The organism is Erythrobacter sp. (assembly GCF_030066995.1).
In the GTDB taxonomy this organism is placed as follows: domain Bacteria; phylum Pseudomonadota; class Alphaproteobacteria; order Sphingomonadales; family Sphingomonadaceae; genus Erythrobacter.
This window is the reverse complement of sequence record NZ_JASJAP010000001.1, coordinates 1,236,385-1,255,486: the sequence shown is the minus strand read 5'-3', so window position 1 is coordinate 1,255,486 and position 19,102 is coordinate 1,236,385. Positions and strand designations below refer to the sequence as shown.

Genomic DNA, 19,102 nt, shown 5'->3' with positions numbered 1-19,102 from the left:
TCACATATGGATCGGCTTGCCCCGCACCGCCATCGCCGCTTCCTTGAAGGCTTCGGCGTGGGTCGGGTGGGCGTGGCAGGTGTAGGCGATGTCTTCGGATGTGGCGCCGAATTCCATCGCTTGGGCTGCCTGCGCGATCATGGTGCCCGCGAGCGTGTTGATCATCCACACGCCGAGCACGCGGTCGGTTTCGGCATCGGCGATGACTTTCACGAAGCCATCGGTGTCGCGGTTCGCCTTGGCGCGGCTGTTGGCCATCATCGGGAATTTGCCGACCTTGACCTTCTTCTTGTCGCCGCCCGCGGCTTCGATGGCCTGCTCCTGCGTCAGGCCGACCCCGGCGATTTCGGGCGCGGTGTAGACGACGTTGGGGATCACATCGTGGTTCACGATGCCGGTCTGGCCGGCGATGTTCTCGGCGACCGCAATGCCTTCATCCTCGGCCTTGTGCGCCAGCATCGGGCCGGGCACGCAGTCGCCGATAGCCCAAACGCCGTCGACCTTCGTACGGAAGGAATGATCGATCTCGATCTGGCCGCGATTGTTGACCTGAAGCCCCGCCTTGTCGAGCGCAAGGCCATCGGTGTTGGGGCGACGCCCGATGGAAACGAGCACATGGCTCGCTTCGAGGGTCTGTTCGTCGCCGCCTTCGGCCTTTTCGATCGTCAGGGTCACCCCTTTGCCCTTGACCTCGGCGCCGGTGACCTTGTGGCCCAGCATCCATTCAAGTCCCTGCTTCTTGAATATCTTGTTGGCTTCCTTGCGAACTTCCTCGTCCATGCCGGGCAGGATTTGCGGCAGAAACTCGACCACGGTGACCTTTGCGCCAAGCCTGCGCCAAACGCTGCCGAGCTCAAGCCCGATGACACCGCCGCCGATTACGACGAGGTGCTCGGGCACTTCCTCGAGTTCGAGCGCGCCGGTGGAGTCGACGATACGCTTGGCCTCGTTGTCGACGTCGACGCCGGGAAGGGGTGTGACGCTGGAGCCGGTGGCGATCACGATGTCCTTCGCGGTGTGCGTCGTAGCCTGTCCTGAGCCTGTCGAAGGGCCGACCTTGACGGTGTGCGCATCCTCGAACGCCGCGTGGCCCTTCAGCCAGGTGACCTTGTTCTTCTTGAACAGGAATTCGATCCCGCCGGTGAGCTCGCCCACCGCCTTCGTCTTCTCTTCCATCATGCGGCCAAGGTCGAGCTTGGGCTTGGCGGTGATGCCCCAGGTCGCGAAGTGGCCGCCCTCGGCCTCCTCGAACAATTCCGAGCCATGCAGCAGCGCCTTCGAAGGGATGCAGCCGACATTGAGGCAAGTACCGCCCAAAGTCTCGCGGCTTTCCACGCAGGCAGTTTTCAGGCCCAGCTGCGCTGCACGGATAGCGGCGACATAGCCGCCAGGCCCAGCGCCGATGACAAGGACGTCGTAATCGTATTCGTGGTCAGCCATTTCCAACTCCATTCGTGCGTTCCTGCGAACGCAGGAACCCAGATAGGGCAATTCTCAGTTGCATGGATTCCTGCTTTCGCAGGAGATCACCGATTGATGTCATGCCAGAGATCGCGCCAGCCGGGGTTATCCTTCTCGATCAGTTCGAGCTTCCAAGCTCGCTTCCATTTCTTCATTTGCGCCTCACGGGCGCGCGCATCATGCAAGTTGGGATAATGCTCAAACCAGACAAGCCTCGTGCAATTGTACTTCTTGGAAAACCCTTCGACCAATCCGTTACGATGTTGCCAGATCCGCTGTAGGAGGTCGCTTGTTACACCAAGATAGAGAGTTCCGTCGTGATTGCTTGCGAGTAGGTAGAGCCATCCCTCCTTCATTTCATCGTTATCGTTTCCGTTCGTGCTTTCCTGCGAAAGCAGGAATCCAATTCCCTCGAACCTTCTGGGCTCCTGCTTTCGCAGGAGATCACGTCAGTCCATCACAAATCAATCAGCATCCGCGTGGGATCTTCGATCGCTTCCTTGATGATTTTCAGGGCCGTCACCGCCTCGCGTCCGTCGATCAGGCGGTGGTCGTAGGACAGGGCGAGATACATCATCGGCTTGATCACGACCTCGCCGTTCACCGCGACGGGGCGCTCCTCGATGCGGTGGAGGCCCAGCACGGCGGATTGCGGCGGGTTGATGATCGGGGTGGACATGAGGCTGCCGAACACACCGCCATTCGAGATCGTGAAGGTGCCACCCGACATGTCTTCCATGGTCAGCGTGCCTTCCTTGGCGCGCTTGCCGAAGTCGGCGATGTCCTTCTCGATCCGGGCAAAGCCCTTCTTGTCCGCGTCGCGGATGACCGGGACGACCAGGCCGTTGGGCGCGGACACCGCGACCGAGATATCGACATAGTCGTGATAGACGATCTCATCGCCCTCGATATAGGCGTTGGCGGCGGGCACGTCTTTGAGCGCAAGGCACGCGGCCTTGGCGAAGAAGCCCATGAAGCCCAGACGAATGTCGTGCTTCTTCGCGAACAGATCCTTGTACTTGGTGCGCGCCTCGATGACGGCGCTCATGTCGCAATCGTTGAAGGTGGTGAGCAGCGCAGCGTTGTCCTGCGCGCCCTTCAGGCGCTTGGCGATCGTCTGGCGCATGCGGGTCATCTTGACCCGTTCCTCGTTGCGACCACCGGTCGGCTCCGCAGCGCCGGCGGAGGCGGCGGCAGGCGCGGGAGTGGGGGCGGGGGCGTCGCTCTTCGCCTTGGCCGCGGCGATCACGTCTTCCTTGGTCAGGCGACCATCCTTACCGGTGCCCTTGATCGTGCTGGGATCAACCCCGTGCTCCAGCACCGCGCGGCGCACCGCCGGTGAGAGCGTGGCAGCGGCCGCGGCGAGGTCTTCGGACGGCGCGTCCTTGGTGGCGGCGGGTGCGGGCGTGTCGGCTTTCGATGCGGCGGGCTTTGAGGCGGGCTTCGCGTCGCCGGACGCGGTCGCGCCTTCTTCGATGATCGCGATCACCGCGCCAACCTCGACCGTGTCGCCTTCGGCCGCTCTGTGCTCGCTCATGACGCCCGCGACGGGGGAGGGCACGTCGACCGCGACCTTGTCGGTTTCAAGGCTGGCGATCGGCTCATCGACCGCGACCCCTTCGCCCGGCTGCTTGAGCCATTCGCCGATCGTGCCTTCGGTAACGGATTCCCCCAGAGCGGGGACGGTGATTTCAGTGGCCATGTGTTTCGATCCCTTTCGGCCTTCAAAGTCGGGTTATTGGGTAAGGCCCAGCGCCTGCGCGATGAGCTTCTCCTGTTGTTCCTTGTGGCGGCTGGCGAGCCCGGTTGCGGGCGAGGCCGCCGCGTCGCGCCCGGCGTAGACCGGACGCTTGCCCTCGTGCCCGCCTTGGGTGAGCGCGTCCTCGATCTGGTTCTCGACAAAGAACCACGCGCCATTGTTCCTGGGCTCTTCCTGGCACCACACCACGGTTTCAAGACTGGTCATGCGCGACAGGCGCAGCGCCAGCGGGTCGCCGGGGAAGGGATAGAGCTGTTCGATCCGCACGATGGACACATCGTCCAGACCCTTCGCGTCGCGCTCTTCGATAAGGTCGTAGGCAACCTTGCCCGAACACAGAACAAGGCGCTTGATCTTCTTGTCGTCCGGGCTGTCCGGCTTCATCGCCGTGTCCGATTTGATGCGCTTGAACTGCCAATCGCCCAGGAATTCGTCGCGGGTGGATTTCGCCATCGGGTGCCGCAGCAGCGACTTGGGCGTCATGATCACCAGAGGCTTGCGGAACGGACGCAGCATCTGACGGCGCAGAACGTGGAAGTAATTGGCGGGCGTCGTGATGTTGCAGACCTGGATATTGTCGTCCGCGCACAGCTGGAGGAAGCGTTCCAGCCGCGCCGAGGAGTGTTCGGGGCCCTGACCTTCATAGCCGTGCGGCAGCAGCATAACGAGACCGTTTGCGCGCAGCCATTTTGCCTCGCCGCTCGCGACGAACTGGTCGATCATGATCTGCGCGCCGTTGGCAAAATCGCCGAACTGCGCTTCCCACATGACGAGGCTTTTGGGGTCCGCCATCGCAAAGCCGTATTCAAACCCCAGAACGCCGTATTCGGACAGCGTTGAATCGTAGACTTCGAAACTGCCATGCGGCAGCGTGGTGAGCGGGATGTATTTCTCTTCGGTCTTCTGATCGACCCACACCGCGTGGCGCTGCGAGAAGGTGCCGCGCCCGGAATCCTGTCCCGAAAGGCGCACGCCATAGCCTTCCATCACCAGACTGCCGAACGCCAGCGCCTCGGCGGTGGCCCAGTCGAAGCCCTCACCGGTCTTGAACATCTTTTCTTTGGCGGCGAGCACGCGGCCGAGCGTCTTGTGGATGGTGAGATCGCCCGGAACGCTGGTCAGTGTCTCGCCGAGCTTGTCGAACATCTTGCCCTCGATCGAGGTATCGATGTTGCGCCGCGCGGTCTCGGGATCGGCGGGCTTGTTGAGGCCGGTCCAACGCCCACCAAACCAGTCGGCATCGTTGGGCTTGTAGCTCTTGGCCGCCTCGAATTCGTCCTCAAGCAGCTCGACAAATTCGCCCGCAACCGCATCTCGGTGACCCGCCTCGACAACGCCTTCCTCGATCAGCCGGCCTTCATAGTGGACGCTGACCTTCGGGTGCTTGCGGATCGCGTCGTACATCAGCGGCTGTGTGAATTTGGGCTCGTCGCCTTCATTGTGGCCAAAGCGGCGATAGCACCACATGTCGATCACGATATCGCGGTGGAAGGTCTGGCGGTATTCGACCGCGAGTTTGCAGGCGAAGGTCACCGCTTCGGGATCATCGCCGTTGACGTGCAAGATCGGCGCTTGAACGCCCTTGGCGACATCGCTGGGATAGGGCGACGAGCGCGCAAACTTAGGCGAGGTGGTAAAGCCGATCTGGTTGTTGATGATGAAGTGCAGACAGCCGCCCGTATCGTAGCCGGGCACGCCCGAAAGCGAGAGGCTCTCCCAAACCACGCCCTGGCCCGCAAAGGCGGCGTCGCCGTGGATCAGAACAGGGAGCACTTCCTGCATGTTATCGAGATCGTCGCGGATCACCTGCTGCGCGCGCGCCTTGCCGAGCACAACCGGGTTCACCGCTTCAAGGTGCGAGGGGTTGGGGACGAGGCTCATGTGAACCTCGATACTGTCGAACGCGCGGTCCGTGCTGGTGCCCAGGTGATACTTCACATCGCCCGAACCGCCGACATCGTCGGGATTGGCCGAGCCGCCGGAAAATTCGTGGAAGATCACCTTGTAGGGCTTGGCCATCACGTTTGCGAGCACGTTGAGGCGCCCGCGATGGGCCATGCCGTAGATAATCTCGCGCACGCCCGCGGAGCCGCCATGCTTGATGACCGCTTCCAATGCGGGGATCATCGATTCCCCGCCATCGAGGCCAAAGCGCTTGGTCCCGACATATTTACGCCCAAGAAACTCCTCATATTGCTCGCCGCGGATCACGGCTGCGAGGATCGCTTTCTTGCCTTCGGGGGTGAACTGGATCGTGTCGCCGGGGCTTTCGAACTTGTCCTGAAGGAACCGGCGTTCCTCGGTGTCGGCGATGTGCATGTATTCAAGGCCGACCTTGCCGCAATAGACCTCTTGCAGGCGCCGGTGCAGCGCTCGAATCGTGGTCCATTCAAGGCCAAGCACGTCGCTCACATAGACCTCTTCGTCCTCGGTGCCCGCCAGGCCGTGAAATTCGAGCGTGAGGTCATCGGGCTGCTCGTGGCCGTGAAGGCCCAGCGGATCGAGATCGGCCGCCATGTGCCCGCGCACGCGGTAAAGCCGCACCAGCGTCATCGCCTTGTTGGAGATATCGGCGGCGTGCTCAAGCGCGTCCTTGTCGAGCGGCTTGCCCGCTTTCTTGGCGGCGGTGTCAATCGCGCCCTTGAGCTCGTCGAGCGTCATCTGCGTCGGATCCATCGCGCTCGCGAGATCCGCGTCGGCGCCGCTCACCGTGTCGAGCCACTTGGCGTTGCCCCAAGAGGGTCCGGGCTGCGGGCCCTCCTGATCGGTCAGGTCCGGGATGAAGGTGTTGCTCTGCTCGTTCATGCTAATCGTGAGTCCCCGCGCAGGCGGGGACCTCCCTCAATTAATGTGCGGAATGGCCTTCGAAAGATCGTCCCACGCCGGATTGCGAGTTTCGATCCGTTTGACTTTCCATGCCCGGTTCCACTTCTTCATGCGTTTCTCAGCGCGCTGCGCGTCGTTCAGATCTTCGAACCATTCAAACCAGACGAGCCGGTGGCAATTGTACTTTCGGGTAAAGCTGGAGACCGCGCCTGCGCGGTGTTGTTCAATGCGGGCGGCGAGGTCAGCCGTAACTCCGATGTAAAGCACGCCATCTTTCTTATTGGTAAGAATATAGACGAAGCCTCCTTTTGCCACCTTGTGAGCTCCCGCGAAGGCAGGAGCCTGCCCGCTCTATTCGATGAGGTCCCCGCCTGCGCGGGGACTCACAAAATTTATCACACCATCTCCTTCAGCATCGCATCGAGCGTGATGCCCAGTTCGGATGGGGAGGGGCTGACGCGGATGCCCGCCGCTTCCATCGCCGCGATCTTGTCTTCCGCGCCGCCTTTGCCGCCCGAGACGATCGCGCCCGCATGGCCCATGCGCCGGCCCGGAGGCGCGGTGCGGCCCGCGATAAAGCCGACAGTCGGCTTGGAGCGACCCTTGGCGGCTTCCTGCTTCAAGAACTCGGCGGCTTCTTCTTCGGCCGATCCACCGATTTCGCCGATCATGATCATGCTTTTGGTTTCCGGATCATCGAGGAAGAGGTCGAGCACGTCGATAAAGTTGGTGCCGTTGACCGGGTCTCCGCCAATGCCGACCGCGGTGGTCTGGCCAAGACCGACCTGCGTGGTCTGGTGCACGGCTTCGTAAGTGAGCGTGCCCGAGCGGCTGACAACGCCAACGGAGCCCTTTTTGAAGATCGAGCCCGGCATGATGCCGATCTTGCACTCATCGGGCGTCAACACGCCGGGGCAGTTGGGGCCGATCAGGCGCGACTTGGAGCCGGTGAGAGCCGCCTTGGCGCGCACCATGTCGAGCACGGGGATCCCTTCGGTGATGCAGATGATGAGTTCGATTTCGGCATCGATAGCCTCGCAAATCGCGTCCGCTGCAAAGGGCGGGGGCACGTAGATGCACGAAGCGGTCGCGCCAGTCGCGGCCTTGGCTTCACGCACGGTGTTGAACTGCGGCACGCCGATATGCGTCGTCCCGCCTTTGCCCGGCGTTACGCCAGCGACCATCTTGGTCCCGTAATCGAGCGCCTGCTCGGTGTGGAAAGTGCCGGTGTTGCCGGTCATCCCCTGCGTGATGACCTTGGTGTCTTTGTTAATGAGGATGGACATTGGTGTCGTTCCTTCTCCTTTCGCCGTCATACCGGCGAAGGCCGGTATCCAGTCCTACCCTTGAAACTGGACCCCGGCCTGCGCCGGGGTGACGTATTTCCTAACTACAAACCAACTCGAACAAATCGTCCCAGTTGGGGTTCTTCTCTTCGATCACGCGCAATTTCCAGGCGCGCTTCCATTCCTTCATTTGACGTTCGCGAGTGATGGCCGCTTCGATAGACTCGTGGGGTTCAAACCAGACCAGAGTTTGCAGCCATATTTCTTCGTGAAGCCTTCAATCCTTTCTTCCCGGTGCTCCCAAACCCTTTTGGGCAAGTCGGAGGTCACACCGATGTAAATCGTTCCATTCCGGCGGCTTGCCATAATGTAGACAAAGCCGCCTTTTGCCATCTCAACCGTCATTCCGGCGTAGGCCGGAATCCCGTCCGACCGCCGCCTCTGGACCCCGGCCTGCGCCGGGGTGACAGGTGTCTTTGTTGATGGGGATGGACATTCAATTGTTCTCCATGGGAGTAAAAGCGACTATTCGAATACTCGGGTTCTCGGCGGTTCCAGTGGGATTGATTTGCACTAGGCCGCCATTAAGCCAGAATTCGACTCCACCATTCTCAGTTGGTTTGCTTACATCGCCAAAAATCGACATAAATTCTTTGGCTGCTTCGAAATTATCAACCGGTCCAGCGGCCATGCAAATCCCAAGGTCAGTATCCCCTCCAATGTAAATCAGAAGCTTATTTTCATCGTGCTGATAGATGACACGATCTTCTGAGAGGAGTTTCCCATCGAGCGGATCGTGGGTTGCGCGAACCCAACCACGGGTTTCCAATCTTTTTACAACCAACCCATCTTTGGTGGCTTCAATGCAGTCATTGAATGCCCTGCCGACGTCTTGGAAGGTCGCCTCGGTCAGCTGTGCATGGGCTGGCGCTCCGAGGAGCACCAACAATGCAAAAAGACTAGATAGGTATTTAAGCAAGCGAGCTATCCAGGCCCTTGCACGCCTCAAGCAGTTCCTCGACCGCGTCGGTGCTCACCTTCAGGTTAGCTTTCTCTTCGTCGGTGAGCTCGATCTCGACCACGTCTTCGGTGCCGCCTGCGCCGATCACGGTGGGGACCCCTACATACAGCCCGTCGAGGCCGTATTTGCCTTCAACGAAGCTTGCGCAGGGCAGGATGCGCTTCTGGTCGCCGAGATAGGCCTCGGCCATTGCAATCGCGCTGGTGGCGGGGGCGTAATAGGCCGAACCGTTGCCCAGCAGCTTCACGATCTCGCCGCCGCCTGCGCGGGTGCGCGCAACGATGTCATCAAGGCGGTCTTCCGAAACGCCCTTGATCTTGGCCATATCCTTTACCGGGATGCCGTTGATCGTCGAATAGGAGAGGACCGGGACCATCGTGTCGCCGTGGCCGCCGAGCACGAAGGCGTTCACATCCTTGACCGAGCAATCAAACTCCCAGGCGAGGAAGGTGGCAAAGCGTGCCGAGTCGAGCACGCCCGCCATGCCGACCACCTTGTTGTGGGGCAGGCCGGAAAACTCGCGCAGCGCCCAGACCATCGCATCGAGAGGGTTGGTGATGCAGATAACGAATGCGTCGGGGCAGTTGTTCTTGATGCCTTCGCCGACCGCTTTCATCACTTTGAGGTTGATGCCGAGCAGATCATCGCGGCTCATACCCGGCTTGCGCGGAACGCCTGCGGTGACGATCACGACGTCCGCGCCCGCAATATCGGCGTAGTCGTTCGAACCGGTGATCTTGGCATCGAAGCCTTCGATCGGGCCGCATTGCGACAGGTCCAGCGCCTTGCCCTGCGGCATGCCCTCGGCGATGTCGAACAGGACGATGTCGCCCATTTCCTTCTTCGCGGCGAGGTGGGCGAGCGTGCCACCGATCATGCCGGAGCCGATCAGCGCAATCTTCTTACGAGCCATATGTCGTGATATCCTTCCCAGAACCCATGGGACGGCAAACTGTCCAAGCGAAGCGCCGCGCGCCTCTTTGAAAAAGAAGCGGGCGGCTCATGCGTGCCCCCGTCCCGTAGCGGCTTTGCATTGTCTTCGAAGGGCGGGGTAGGCCTCTCGCCAGGGCTTTGCAACCATCAAAAAGTCGCATTCGGTGGATTTATTTGCGTATAGTTCGCAATAGCAATAATTGCCTGTCAGACAGCGCCGCGCGCCTTACTGCACGCTGAATACACTGGCCGCATTTCTCGGAATTCTTCGATCAATCGCTTACTCGACCGACCCGATCGGCGGGCTGCGCCTCAAGCGCGCAGGGCCGTGTGCGCTTCGCCCGAATTCTCGCGTTCCTGAGCGAGCAGCATCGCGGCCAGATAATCGGGCACGGCGCGGCTGAAGTAATAGCCCTGACCCAGCGTGCATCCCGCCGCCCGGACCGCCTGAACCTGTTCGAGCGTCTCAAGACCCTCGGCGACGATGTCCATCTCAAGCGTTGTGCCCATTTCCGCCACCGCGCGGATGATCGCGTCGCTGCGCCGCCCGACCTGCGAGCCCGATACAAAGCTGCGATCGACCTTGATTTTGCGGAAGGGGAAACTGTTGATGTACGCGAGCGAGGAATAGCCGGTGCCAAAATCGTCGAGCGCAAACCGCACGCCGATTTCGGAAAGCTCCTCGATGAAGCTGGCCGTTGCGTGGTTGTCGTCGATGAACAGCCCTTCGGTCACTTCAAGCTCCAAACGCCGCGGATCGAGACGCGCTTCGCGCAGCGCATTCTTGATGCCGAGCGCGGCGCCCGGAGCGCGGATCTGAAGCGGCGAAAGGTTGACCGACACGGTCACGTCTTCGGGCCATTGCGCGGCGATGCGCGCGGCCTGCGCGGTGATCCAGTTGCCCAGCGTCAGGATGACGCCCGTCTCCTCGGCGACCGGGATGAATTCGTCCGGCGTCAGCTCTCCCTTGTCCGGGTGGAACCACCGCACCAGCGCCTCGAACGTGCGTATCCGCCCGGTCTCAAGGTCCACGATCGGCTGGAAGAAGATCGACAACTCATCGCGTTGCAGGGCGGTGCGCAGCTCGCCTTCGATCTCGCGTCGGCGCACGAGGTCGCGCGTCATGGAGGGGGTAAAGAAGCAGGTCTGCGCGCGTCCCCCCACCTTGGCGTGATAGAGCGCAAGATCCGCGCGCTTCATGAGTGTATCGGCGTCCTTGCCATCCTCGGGCAGCAGCGCAACGCCCACCGACGCGCGCACTTCCAGCCGGTCGCCATCGACGCGGATGGCGCGCATGATCTCGGCGTGGATCTCGCTTGAGATCCGCTCAGCGTCCTTGCGCCCGGCGGTCGGGCAGAACATGATGAACTCGTCTCCGCCGAAACGCGAGACGGTCGACCCCTGCGGGCACACATCGCGCAGACGCCGGGCGACCTCGATGAGGACGCGGTCGCCGACCGGATGCCCGAGCAGATCGTTGACTTCCTTGAAGCGGTCCAGATCGATCCAGAACAGGGCAAAATGGCTGTCATCGTCGATGCTCATCAAGGTCTCGACCATTGCGTGGTTGAGACCGGCGCGGTTGGCGAGGTCGGTGACGACATCGGTCCGCGCCAAAGCCTGCATCTTGTGGGCCAGATCGCGGCTGGTTTCAGCCGCCGCGATGGATTCGCGCAATATGTCCGCAATGTTGAGCGTGATCGTCGCCATGCCCGCGATCATCAGACCTATCGTGATCGCGAGGGCGACCATCGCGACAGATCCGATCGTCAGCGCGGTTACCGCGATCGGAAGCGCGACGAGAGCAAGCTGACCAAGCGCCAGGCCCGGTCGCCCGGCGTTGCGGGCGGCCACGGCGATCCCATAGCACAGCGCGTTGGCGACGATCAGGGCGCACGCTTCGCTGCTCTCGTCCATCAGGAGGCAGAACGCGGCTGCCCCGCCAAGCAGCGCCGCGTATGTGAAAGCGCCGATCTCATAGAGCAGTTCGAGCCGACGCAGACTGGCGGTCGTCGAACCGGGCAAGACGCTGTAGGCAAGGGCCACACGCGCGGCGGCAACCACCGCGAGCGCGAGCGCGCAAAGCCAGAGAAACCCGATGCCCGACACCCACGCCGCAGCGCTGGTCGCGGTCACGCCGGCAACCGCTCCGAAGGCCAGACTGGAAGGCTGGGTGTAAAGCGAGTGGACGAGCACCCGCCGGGCGCGCTGCGAGCTCGCATCGTCCGACGGATCGGGCGCGACGCGTGCGCCAAACAAAGAGAGAAGCCAACCCACCGCCATAACCCGCAGGCGTTAGCTCCAACAGGTCAAGCAGCGGTTAACGCGCGTCTTGCACCCGCTAGACCCCGGCGACATGGCGAATACGGTCCCGCGTGACAGGGCCGCGGACAAATGCGGACTATTCCGGCCAGGCCACTCGTCGCTCGCGCGGCGCGCGCTGAGCCTCGTCGGCGAGGCGCGCATCGAGTGTGCGTGTGATCTCAAGCCACCATCGGTATCCGCTGCGATCGCCCGCGCCTAACGCCGCTTCGGCTCGGGCCCGAGCGGTTTGCGCAGCGCCGAGCCCGTGCTCGGCAAAATGCTGCAAGGCGGCCTTCAAGAGCGGTTCGTCCAGTCCGCCAGCGGGCGTGGGCGATCCGGTGTCGTTCGCGACCCGTTCCATTGCTCCTGCAATTAGAGTGCGCGAGGTCGAGCGCGGCAGGGGGCCGATCGCTGGATTGTTATAGCCGGATTGTACGGCGGCGAGGTCGGTTGTCATTCAGCCAATTCCAAAGGGCCCTGCGCGCAGGATCGATGCCGTCACGCCGAAATAAGCGCTGGGGAGGGACGCGGAGCGCGCAAGAGAAGCAAGGCCGCATCGGATAGGAGCCGGGTAGCTAAGGCTTGGTGTGAGGACACGGTTGAGCGTCAGTTAACCGTGAGTTCGCAGCGGGCTCAGGGTCTTGGCGGATCGCCGGTATTCGCTTGCGAACGACCCGAGGCGCCAAGATCGAGAGCGCTTGGATCGACCTTCCAGCGGCCCGCCCTCGTGTAGGCGTCGCGCGGCTTTCCGGCGCTTTCGAGCGCCGGGTCGGCGAGCGCGCCGCCAGTGGGTTCGGCGCGGACAGGGCTTGCAGCCTCGCTCGAAGGCTGCGCGGTGATCGACAGCCGCGCGCCAGGCGCGTTTGCCATCCGGTCGCCATCCTTGGCCAGCGCCGATGGTTCGAGGGAGCGGGCAATCGCCGCGCGACGCGCGGAAACGAGCGGCTCGTTCCCGCTATAGCGCGCCGAAAACGCAGTTTTTGTCCCGCCCGATCCGCGATTGCGGTAGAAACGGTGCGCGCCGATCGTCCCGACATGATCGAGCGCGCGCGCCCAATAGGGCTTCACCCAAAGCGTATGGTAGTGCGTTGCGTGACCAATCGGCGTGTAGACATCGCCTGCAAGAGCGCCGCGCGCAACGCGCCGAGCGCGATTCCAGCTGGCACCGTTAAGGCTCTCTGGTTTGCGGCGAGCCAGACTGCCATCGCAGGTGAAGCTGAACTGGCAACCGGTCGAACGCTGCGATCCCTGATAGACGACGCCGCACACGCTTCCCGGCCATGAGGGATGCGCGACGCGGTTGAGCACCACTTGCGCTACCGCGCGCTGACCCGCTTCGCTTTCGCTGGCCGCCTCGTACCACACGGCCTGGGCCAGACAGTCTTCGGCGCGCGCGTAGTTCGCCCCGCTACCGGCGACAAACGGACGCGCCGCGGGGCCCGCGTCGATCAGCGTGCCTGGCGCGCGGGCGCCTTGCGCGGACCGGCTGGCGGGATCGCTTTCGGGCAAAGCGATCAACGCCGCCTTGGGCGGATCGGCGAGATAGTAGAAGGCCGAGCCTGGAAAGCTCATCCCCGGTTGTTCAAACGCCATCGCGCCGCGCCGTCCTTCGCTGACGCCTCGCGCAACCGGATCGCTCGGAGCGTTGCCCGCAAGCGCTCCGAAATCGCCCGGCGCCGCGGCCATGGCTGGAACAGCGATGAGCGCCAACAGGCTGGCGAACCGCTTGCGACGCTTGGCCGGAGAACCTGTCGCGATGCTGCCCCGGGGTCGCGCGCGCTGCACGCCCATGCGTTGCGGCGCGCGCTGCGGCGCTGGCTTGGCGCGCTCGAAGAGGGATGGGCGATTGCTGGTCATGGCGCGCTCTGGCGCGTATCGCGGTGCACGCCCTGGCGCGAGGCTTGCAAAGGCGCCGTCCCGAAAGCGCACAGGAGCGCGGTTCCTCTTAACGCTCTTGCACACGCGCGCTTGCAGCGCGTTGGCGGCCTGCCTATCGCTGGCGCGCCGTGACCTTGGGTCTTCGACATATCCACGCAAAAGCTGTTGTGGGCGCGGCGCTGTGCGCGTTGGCCGCGGCGGGCGAGCAGAGCCTAATCGTGCAACTTGTCGAGGAAGGCGGGTTCACCAATCACGCGGCCGCGCTGGGGCTGGGGCAGGCGGATCGCATCGCGCTCGAAGAGATCCTGACGCACCCGCCGGACCTGCTGCTGATCGCGGGCGAGAGCGCGGGGCAGGCGCATCCCCTGTTCCAGCAGGTCGAAGGCATGAAGGTGGGCTATCTCGACCCGCGGCTGTTTTTTTGCGCAGGGACTTCGATCCCGAAGGTGCGCGACGAACTGGCGCGGTGGCGCATAGGTTTCGAGCCGGAGTTGACCGGACCATGAACCGCGCGACCCTCGTTTTCGCCGCGCTCCTCGCGGCGCTCTTGCCGCTGTCGCTGCTCGCCGGGAGGGTCTGGATCGATCCGCTCGCGGGGACGAACGCCGCACCTAACGCCGCCCTCATCCTGATGGAGCTGCGCCTCCCACGCGCCGCGCTGGCGGTGGTGATCGCGCAGGGATGGGGTGTCGAGACGCGGTGGCTGGGTGAACCCGGAGCGCGCGCTTGTAACCCGGGCCTAGCCGCGATTGCCAAAAAAAACGCGAGGGGCGGGGGAGCCGACCCCTCGCGCCGGGCTTTCCTTGCAGCTTGCGCAGGACCCAGGTGCGACCCAAAGGAATGCGTTGGAAAACATGCAAAGAGGTCTGTCGGATAGCGCGAATGCGCCGCGCCGACGACTTAAGTTTTTCTACAGGGGGCGGGTTTTTGGCGGAATTCCGACGTTTTCAGCGTCCCGGGGGCCCTGCGAACCGGCCAGGGCCACGCCCGAACGCCCCCTTCTATCCGAAGAACTCGGGTGTCCTGTCCTCGATGCTCATCGCAGCCGGGGCGGATGGCGGGTTGGGGGCGGCGGCGTAAGCAGTGGCGGATGGGCTGGCGGCGAGCTTGTCGGTCAGCGGGCGCACCAGATGCGGCACAATCAGACCGACGAAACCGATGATGCCCGCCACCGCGACGCTCGCCCCGACGGTGCGGCCGATCCCGAGGATCAAGAGCCACAACAGCGCGCGCGGATTGACGCCCATCGAGCGCGCCGCGTCTTCCCCCAGCGTCAGCGCATCGAGCGGCCGCGCAGCAAGACCGAGCGCTACGAGGCCCGCCAGCACGAGCGGCGCGCAAATCACGACTTCGTTCCAGGATCGGTCGGTGAGCGCACCGTTGAGCCAGATCACGATCTGCGACAGCGCAAACGCGTTCGGCGCCATGGTGATCGCCAGCCAGGTCGACGCTCACACTGTTGGTCGCGGTTTCGTAAGCGGCAACGTCGAAGCCGGCGCCGCCTCATAGCGCATCGTTGCCCGCCCCGCCGATCAGCCAGTCATTTCCGCCAAGGCCGCAAACGGTATCCGCGCCCGCCAGCGCGTTGATGATGTCGTCGCCATCGGTACCGGTGAGAGTGTCATCGCCCTCGATCAAATTGTCTTATTGTGCAACAGCTTGGCAAATGTGTCCGTGCGCAATGCCGGATGGCGCGCTGCGAGCGCGAGGTCTCCGGATGCGCGTTAGACCGGATTCAACCTCCGCAATATTGCCGCTCGCCCGCCTCGCATCGGCGCACCGCTTCGCGCCATTCGGCCAGGCGGCGCTCATAGTCGGCGCGCTCGCGCTCGTAGTTTCGCAGGGCTTGCGTGCTGCGTTCACGCTGGTTTGCGTATTCCGCGTCGCGGCGCGAGACATAACGAAGTTCTTCGCTGTTAAGTCGGCGGGTGATCTCGCGGTCGCGCTTGGCTTCCTCGGCGGACAGCGTGCCTTTGCCGCAGTCCTCCGGGTTGCAGGCGGCGAGCGGGGCTGCTCCTCCCGCCGGGATCGAGATGGCGAGCGCGGCAAGAACGGTTACGCGGTGCATGGTGCAATTTCTCCGATAGGCTTGTGCGTCAAAGTCTTTCCACCTGGTGCAACACTAACGCGAAAAGGCTGAACAAGGCTTACGCGCCGCGCTCTTTTGAGCGCTGCTTGCACACGCTTCGCCGCAGGGTTCGTCTCGGCCCTTGGCCCTCCACCGCGTCCGGACCCAATGGCGCGCTCGCCCGTTGTATTTCGAGCACCCCGGAACCAGATCGGGGACAGCCATCGCGCAGCGTTTGCGCGACGCTTTACAAATGCGAACATTTCCGGAACAAAGCCCGTCATGAGCCTGACCAAGACTTCCGCCTCGAATGAGCCAAGCTCATGCTGACCAAAATAAGCGTCAGGGGCGCGCGCGAACACAATCTCAAAGGGATCGATATCGACCTGCCGCGCGACAGCCTGATCGTGGTGACGGGGCTCAGCGGGTCGGGCAAGTCGAGCCTGGCGTTCGACACGATCTACGCCGAGGGGCAGCGGCGCTATGTCGAAAGCCTGTCGGCCTATGCGCGCCAGTTCCTCGAAATGATGCAGAAGCCCGATGTCGAACATATTGACGGGCTCTCCCCCGCGATTTCGATCGAGCAGAAGACGACCAGCCGCAACCCGCGCTCGACCGTCGCGACCGTGACCGAGATTTACGACTATATGCGGCTTTTGTGGGCGCGGGTGGGGGTGCCGTATTCGCCCGCCACCGGTGAGCCGATCACCGCGCAAAGCGTCTCGCAAATGGTCGACCGGGTGATGGAACTGCCCGAGGGCACGCGCGCCTACCTGCTTGCGCCGGTGGTGCGCGGGCGAAAGGGTGAATATCGTAAGGAACTCGCCGAATGGCAGAAGGCGGGCTTTACCCGCGTGCGGATCGACGGCGAGCTCTACGCGATCGAGGACGCCCCTGCGCTCGACAAGAAGTACAAGCACGATATCGAAGTGGTGGTCGATCGGATCGCGGTGAAGCCGGGGATCGAGACGCGGCTGGCGGATTCGTTCGAGACCGCGCTGAAGCTCGCCGATGGGCTTGCCTATGTGGATCTGGCGGATAAGACGGTCGCTGACGTCGCATCTCCCCTCCCCACGGGGGAGGGGCCGGGGGTGGGGGGTACACCCCCGCAGGCGTTGAACACCCACCCCAACCCCTCCCTCAAGGGAGGGGCTATCAAGGGGGCAGGCGTTCCCGATAACCGTATCGTCTTCTCCGAGAAATTCGCCTGTCCGGTCAGCGGTTTCACGATTGAGGAAATCGAGCCGCGCCTGTTCTCGTTCAACTCGCCTCAGGGCGCGTGCCCGGCCTGCGACGGGATCGGAGAGAAGCAGCTGTTCGACGAGCAATTGGTCGTGCCGAACGAGGCGCTGACCCTGAAGCAGGGGGCGATTGCGCCGTGGGCGAAGTCCAACCCGCCATCGCCCTATTACATGCAGGTGCTGACCTCGCTGGCCAAAGCGTATGATTTCGACATCACCACGCCGTGGAAGGAGCTTGAGCCCGACCAGCGCATGATCATCCTGCATGGGACGGGCGGAATGCCGGTGGCGCTGACCTTCAAGGACGGGCGCAAGGAGTACACGGTCAACAAGCCCTTCGAGGGCGTGATCGGCAATCTCAACCGCCGCCTGGCGCAGACCGAAAGCGCGTGGATGCAGGAGGAGCTGGCCAAGTTCCAGACCTCGCAGCCTTGCGAGGCGTGCGGGGGAAAGCGGCTGAATGAAAAGGCGCTGGCGGTGAAGATCCCCTCAGCGAACGGCCCGACCGACATTGCCGAGCCGACCGTGATGAGCGTCGCGGACGCCAAGGCCTGGTTTCTCGATCTCGACAATCACCTGACCGATCAGCAGCGCCAGATCGCGCGCCCGATCCTCAAAGAGATCAACGAGCGCCTCGGCTTCCTCGATAATGTCGGGCTCGACTATCTCAACCTCGACCGCACGTCAGGCACGCTGTCGGGCGGGGAGAGCCAGCGCATCCGGCTCGCCTCGCAGATCGGCAGCGGTCTATCGGGCGTGCTCTACGTGCTCGACGAGCCCTCGATCGGCCTGCACCAGCGCGACAATGACCGGCTCTTGGAAACGCTCAAGCGGCTGCGCGATCTGGGCAACACGGTGATCGTCGTCGAGCACGACGAGGACGCGATCCGCGCGGCTGACCATATCGTCGATCTCGGCCCCGGCGCGGGCGTGCGCGGGGGCGAAGTGGTCGCGCAAGGCACGCTCAAACAGATCATGAGGGCCAAGAGGTCGCTCACCGCCGACTACCTCACCGGCCGGCGCGAGATCGCGGTGCGTCAGGTGCGCCGCAAAGGCAACGGGCACAAGCTTACCGTCAAAGGCGCGCAGGCGAACAACCTGCAAAACGTCACCGCCAGCATCCCGCTCGGCACCTTCACCTGCATCACCGGCGTCTCGGGCTCGGGCAAGTCGTCCTTCACCATCGACACGCTCTACGCCGCCGCCGCCCGCACGCTGAACGGCGCGCGCGTCATCGCGGGCAAGCATGAGAGCGTAGAAGGCCTCGAATTTTGCGACAAGGTGATCGAGATCGACCAGTCCCCCATCGGTCGCACGCCCCGTAGCAACCCCGCGACTTACACCGGCGCCTTCACCCAGATCCGCGACTGGTTCGCCGGTCTCCCCGAAAGCCAGGCGCGCGGTTACAAACCCGGGCGCTTCTCCTTCAACGTCAAGGGCGGGCGCTGCGAGGCGTGCCAGGGCGACGGCGTCATCAAGATCGAGATGCACTTCCTCCCCGACGTCTACGTTACCTGCGAGACCTGCGGCGGCAAACGCTACAACCGCGAAACGCTCGAGGTGAAGTTCAAGGGCCACTCGATCGCCGACGTGCTCGACATGACGATCGAGGACGCCGAGGAGTTCTTCAAGGCCGTCCCCCCGATCCGCGACAAGATGCGGATGCTGAACGAGGTGGGCCTCGGCTATGTCAAGGTCGGCCAACAGGCGACGACGCTGTCCGGCGGCGAAGCGCAGCGCGTGAAGCTCGCCAAGGAGCTCGCCAAACGCTCCACCGGGCAGACGCTCTACATCCTCGATGAACCGACCACCGGCCTGCATTTCGAGGACGTGCGCAAGCTCCTGGAAGTGCTGCACCGGCTGGTGGAGCAGGGCAATTCGGTGGTGGTGATCGAGCACAATCTCGACGTGATCAAGACCGCCGACTGGATCGTGGACCTGGGCCCCGAAGGCGGCGTGCGCGGCGGCGAGATTGTGGCCGAGGGGACGCCGGAGGAGGTGGCCGAGGTGGAGCGGAGCTTTACCGGGGCTTATTTGAAGCCGATGCTCAAGCGTCAGCAAGAGGCGGCGGAGTAGGCGCGCATTCGTCATGCTGAACCTGGTTGGCCTGTGGCCGTCTGCGACCCCAGCATCCATCGCCTACTCATTCGGTCAGGTATGGCGCAGGGGATGGACCCTGGAAGAGCAGCTGACCAAAGGTCAAACAAGCTCAGGGTGACACTAGGCGATAGACGGCGGTCGCGGCGGCGAGATCGTCGCGGCTGGGACGCCGGAGGACGTGGCGCAGGAGCAGCGCTCGTTTCCGGGGCGGTATTTGAAGGCTCT

The 19,102-nt window shown here is 63.3% G+C and carries 15 protein-coding genes and 3 pseudogenes; 3 read left to right on the top strand and 15 right to left on the bottom strand.

Features of this window, described 5'->3' with window-relative positions:
* The 12 genes and pseudogenes from lpdA to QNI87_RS05920 all read right to left on the bottom strand — a co-directional run bounded on the left by lpdA (window position 1) and on the right by QNI87_RS05920 (window position 13,447).
* A complete protein-coding gene (gene lpdA, locus QNI87_RS05975; protein WP_300595207.1) occupies window positions 1-1,440 on the bottom strand; it encodes a dihydrolipoyl dehydrogenase in 1,440 nt (479 codons plus the stop codon).
* An 86-nt stretch (window positions 1,441-1,526) separates the two neighbouring features.
* A complete protein-coding gene (locus QNI87_RS05970; RefSeq protein WP_300595206.1) occupies window positions 1,527-1,817 on the bottom strand; it encodes a GIY-YIG nuclease family protein in 291 nt (96 codons plus the stop codon).
* 101 nt (window positions 1,818-1,918) lie between these two features.
* Window positions 1,919-3,163, bottom strand: coding sequence for a 2-oxoglutarate dehydrogenase complex dihydrolipoyllysine-residue succinyltransferase (odhB, locus tag QNI87_RS05965; RefSeq protein ID WP_300595205.1), 1,245 nt, complete (start codon window positions 3,161-3,163; stop codon window positions 1,919-1,921).
* Window positions 3,164-3,196: 33 nt separating this feature from the next.
* Window positions 3,197-6,025, bottom strand: a complete 2,829-nt coding sequence (locus QNI87_RS05960) for a 2-oxoglutarate dehydrogenase E1 component (protein WP_300595204.1) — start codon at window positions 6,023-6,025, stop codon at window positions 3,197-3,199.
* 36 nt (window positions 6,026-6,061) lie between these two features.
* Window positions 6,062-6,361: a GIY-YIG nuclease family protein gene (locus QNI87_RS05955; protein WP_300595203.1), complete on the bottom strand. Its 300-nt coding sequence runs from the start codon at window positions 6,359-6,361 to the stop codon at window positions 6,062-6,064.
* Window positions 6,362-6,441: 80 nt separating this feature from the next.
* Window positions 6,442-7,332 carry a succinate--CoA ligase subunit alpha gene (gene sucD, locus QNI87_RS05950; protein ID WP_300595202.1) on the bottom strand — a complete coding sequence of 297 codons (891 nt, stop codon included), beginning with the start codon at window positions 7,330-7,332 and terminating at the stop codon, window positions 6,442-6,444.
* A 100-nt stretch (window positions 7,333-7,432) separates the two neighbouring features.
* Window positions 7,433-7,725 (bottom strand): annotated as a pseudogene (locus QNI87_RS05945) (GIY-YIG nuclease family protein).
* Window positions 7,726-7,828: 103 nt separating this feature from the next.
* On the bottom strand, window positions 7,829-8,311 hold the full coding sequence (locus QNI87_RS05940) for a hypothetical protein (protein ID WP_300595201.1): 483 nt from the start codon (window positions 8,309-8,311) through the stop codon (window positions 7,829-7,831).
* Window positions 8,304-9,266, bottom strand: coding sequence for a malate dehydrogenase (gene mdh, locus QNI87_RS05935; protein WP_300595200.1), 963 nt, complete (start codon window positions 9,264-9,266; stop codon window positions 8,304-8,306). Before mdh ends, QNI87_RS05940 begins: the two co-directional genes overlap by 8 nt.
* Before the next feature lie 332 nt (window positions 9,267-9,598).
* Window positions 9,599-11,569 (bottom strand): EAL domain-containing protein, encoded by a 1,971-nt coding sequence (locus tag QNI87_RS05930; protein ID WP_300595199.1) that lies wholly within the window; start codon window positions 11,567-11,569, stop codon window positions 9,599-9,601.
* Window positions 11,570-11,687: 118 nt separating this feature from the next.
* Entirely contained in the window at window positions 11,688-12,047 is a 360-nt protein-coding gene (locus tag QNI87_RS05925) for a hypothetical protein (RefSeq protein WP_300595198.1), read from the bottom strand.
* 176 nt (window positions 12,048-12,223) lie between these two features.
* On the bottom strand, window positions 12,224-13,447 hold the full coding sequence (locus QNI87_RS05920) for a cell wall hydrolase (RefSeq protein ID WP_300595197.1): 1,224 nt from the start codon (window positions 13,445-13,447) through the stop codon (window positions 12,224-12,226).
* A 149-nt stretch (window positions 13,448-13,596) separates the two neighbouring features.
* On the opposite strand from QNI87_RS05920, the gene QNI87_RS05915 reads away from it, so the two are divergent.
* Window positions 13,597-13,974: a hypothetical protein gene (locus QNI87_RS05915; protein ID WP_300595196.1), complete on the top strand. Its 378-nt coding sequence runs from the start codon at window positions 13,597-13,599 to the stop codon at window positions 13,972-13,974.
* Window positions 13,971-14,141: pseudogene (locus tag QNI87_RS05910) on the top strand (iron ABC transporter permease); the annotation flags it as partial. The gene QNI87_RS05915 and the pseudogene QNI87_RS05910, both read left to right, overlap by 4 nt.
* 409 nt (window positions 14,142-14,550) lie before the next feature.
* Here QNI87_RS05910 and QNI87_RS05905 read toward each other — a convergent pair.
* The 3 genes and pseudogenes from QNI87_RS05905 to QNI87_RS05895 all read right to left on the bottom strand — a co-directional run.
* Window positions 14,551-14,919 (bottom strand): annotated as a pseudogene (locus QNI87_RS05905) (iron chelate uptake ABC transporter family permease subunit); the annotation flags it as partial.
* A gap of 52 nt (window positions 14,920-14,971) precedes the next feature.
* On the bottom strand, window positions 14,972-15,106 hold the full coding sequence (locus tag QNI87_RS05900) for a hypothetical protein (protein WP_300595195.1): 135 nt from the start codon (window positions 15,104-15,106) through the stop codon (window positions 14,972-14,974).
* A 97-nt stretch (window positions 15,107-15,203) separates the two neighbouring features.
* The gene (locus QNI87_RS05895) at window positions 15,204-15,536 is read right to left on the bottom strand and encodes a hypothetical protein (RefSeq protein ID WP_300595194.1); all 333 of its coding nucleotides are present in this window, start codon (window positions 15,534-15,536) and stop codon (window positions 15,204-15,206) included.
* Between the two features lie 323 nt (window positions 15,537-15,859).
* On the opposite strand from QNI87_RS05895, the gene uvrA reads away from it, so the two are divergent.
* Entirely contained in the window at window positions 15,860-18,853 is a 2,994-nt protein-coding gene (uvrA, locus tag QNI87_RS05890; protein WP_300595192.1) for an excinuclease ABC subunit UvrA, read from the top strand.
* The last annotated feature ends 249 nt before the right edge of the window (window positions 18,854-19,102 follow it).

Bases quoted from the DNA above. Each gene is read 5' to 3' on its own strand.
- lpdA (WP_300595207.1), bottom strand. From the start codon at position 1,440: ATGGCTGACCACGAATACGATTACGACGTCCTTGTCATCGGCGCTGGG.
- QNI87_RS05970 (WP_300595206.1), bottom strand. From the start codon at position 1,817: ATGAAGGAGGGATGGCTCTACCTACTCGCAAGCAATCACGACGGAACT.
- odhB (WP_300595205.1), bottom strand. From the start codon at position 3,163: ATGGCCACTGAAATCACCGTCCCCGCTCTGGGGGAATCCGTTACCGAA.
- QNI87_RS05960 (WP_300595204.1), bottom strand. From the start codon at position 6,025: ATGAACGAGCAGAGCAACACCTTCATCCCGGACCTGACCGATCAGGAG.
- sucD (WP_300595202.1), bottom strand. From the start codon at position 7,332: ATGTCCATCCTCATTAACAAAGACACCAAGGTCATCACGCAGGGGATG.
- mdh (WP_300595200.1), bottom strand. From the start codon at position 9,266: ATGGCTCGTAAGAAGATTGCGCTGATCGGCTCCGGCATGATCGGTGGC.
- QNI87_RS05930 (WP_300595199.1), bottom strand. From the start codon at position 11,569: ATGGCGGTGGGTTGGCTTCTCTCTTTGTTTGGCGCACGCGTCGCGCCC.
- QNI87_RS05925 (WP_300595198.1), bottom strand. From the start codon at position 12,047: ATGACAACCGACCTCGCCGCCGTACAATCCGGCTATAACAATCCAGCG.
- QNI87_RS05920 (WP_300595197.1), bottom strand. From the start codon at position 13,447: ATGACCAGCAATCGCCCATCCCTCTTCGAGCGCGCCAAGCCAGCGCCG.
- QNI87_RS05895 (WP_300595194.1), bottom strand. From the start codon at position 15,536: ATGCACCGCGTAACCGTTCTTGCCGCGCTCGCCATCTCGATCCCGGCG.
- uvrA (WP_300595192.1), top strand. From the start codon at position 15,860: ATGCTGACCAAAATAAGCGTCAGGGGCGCGCGCGAACACAATCTCAAA.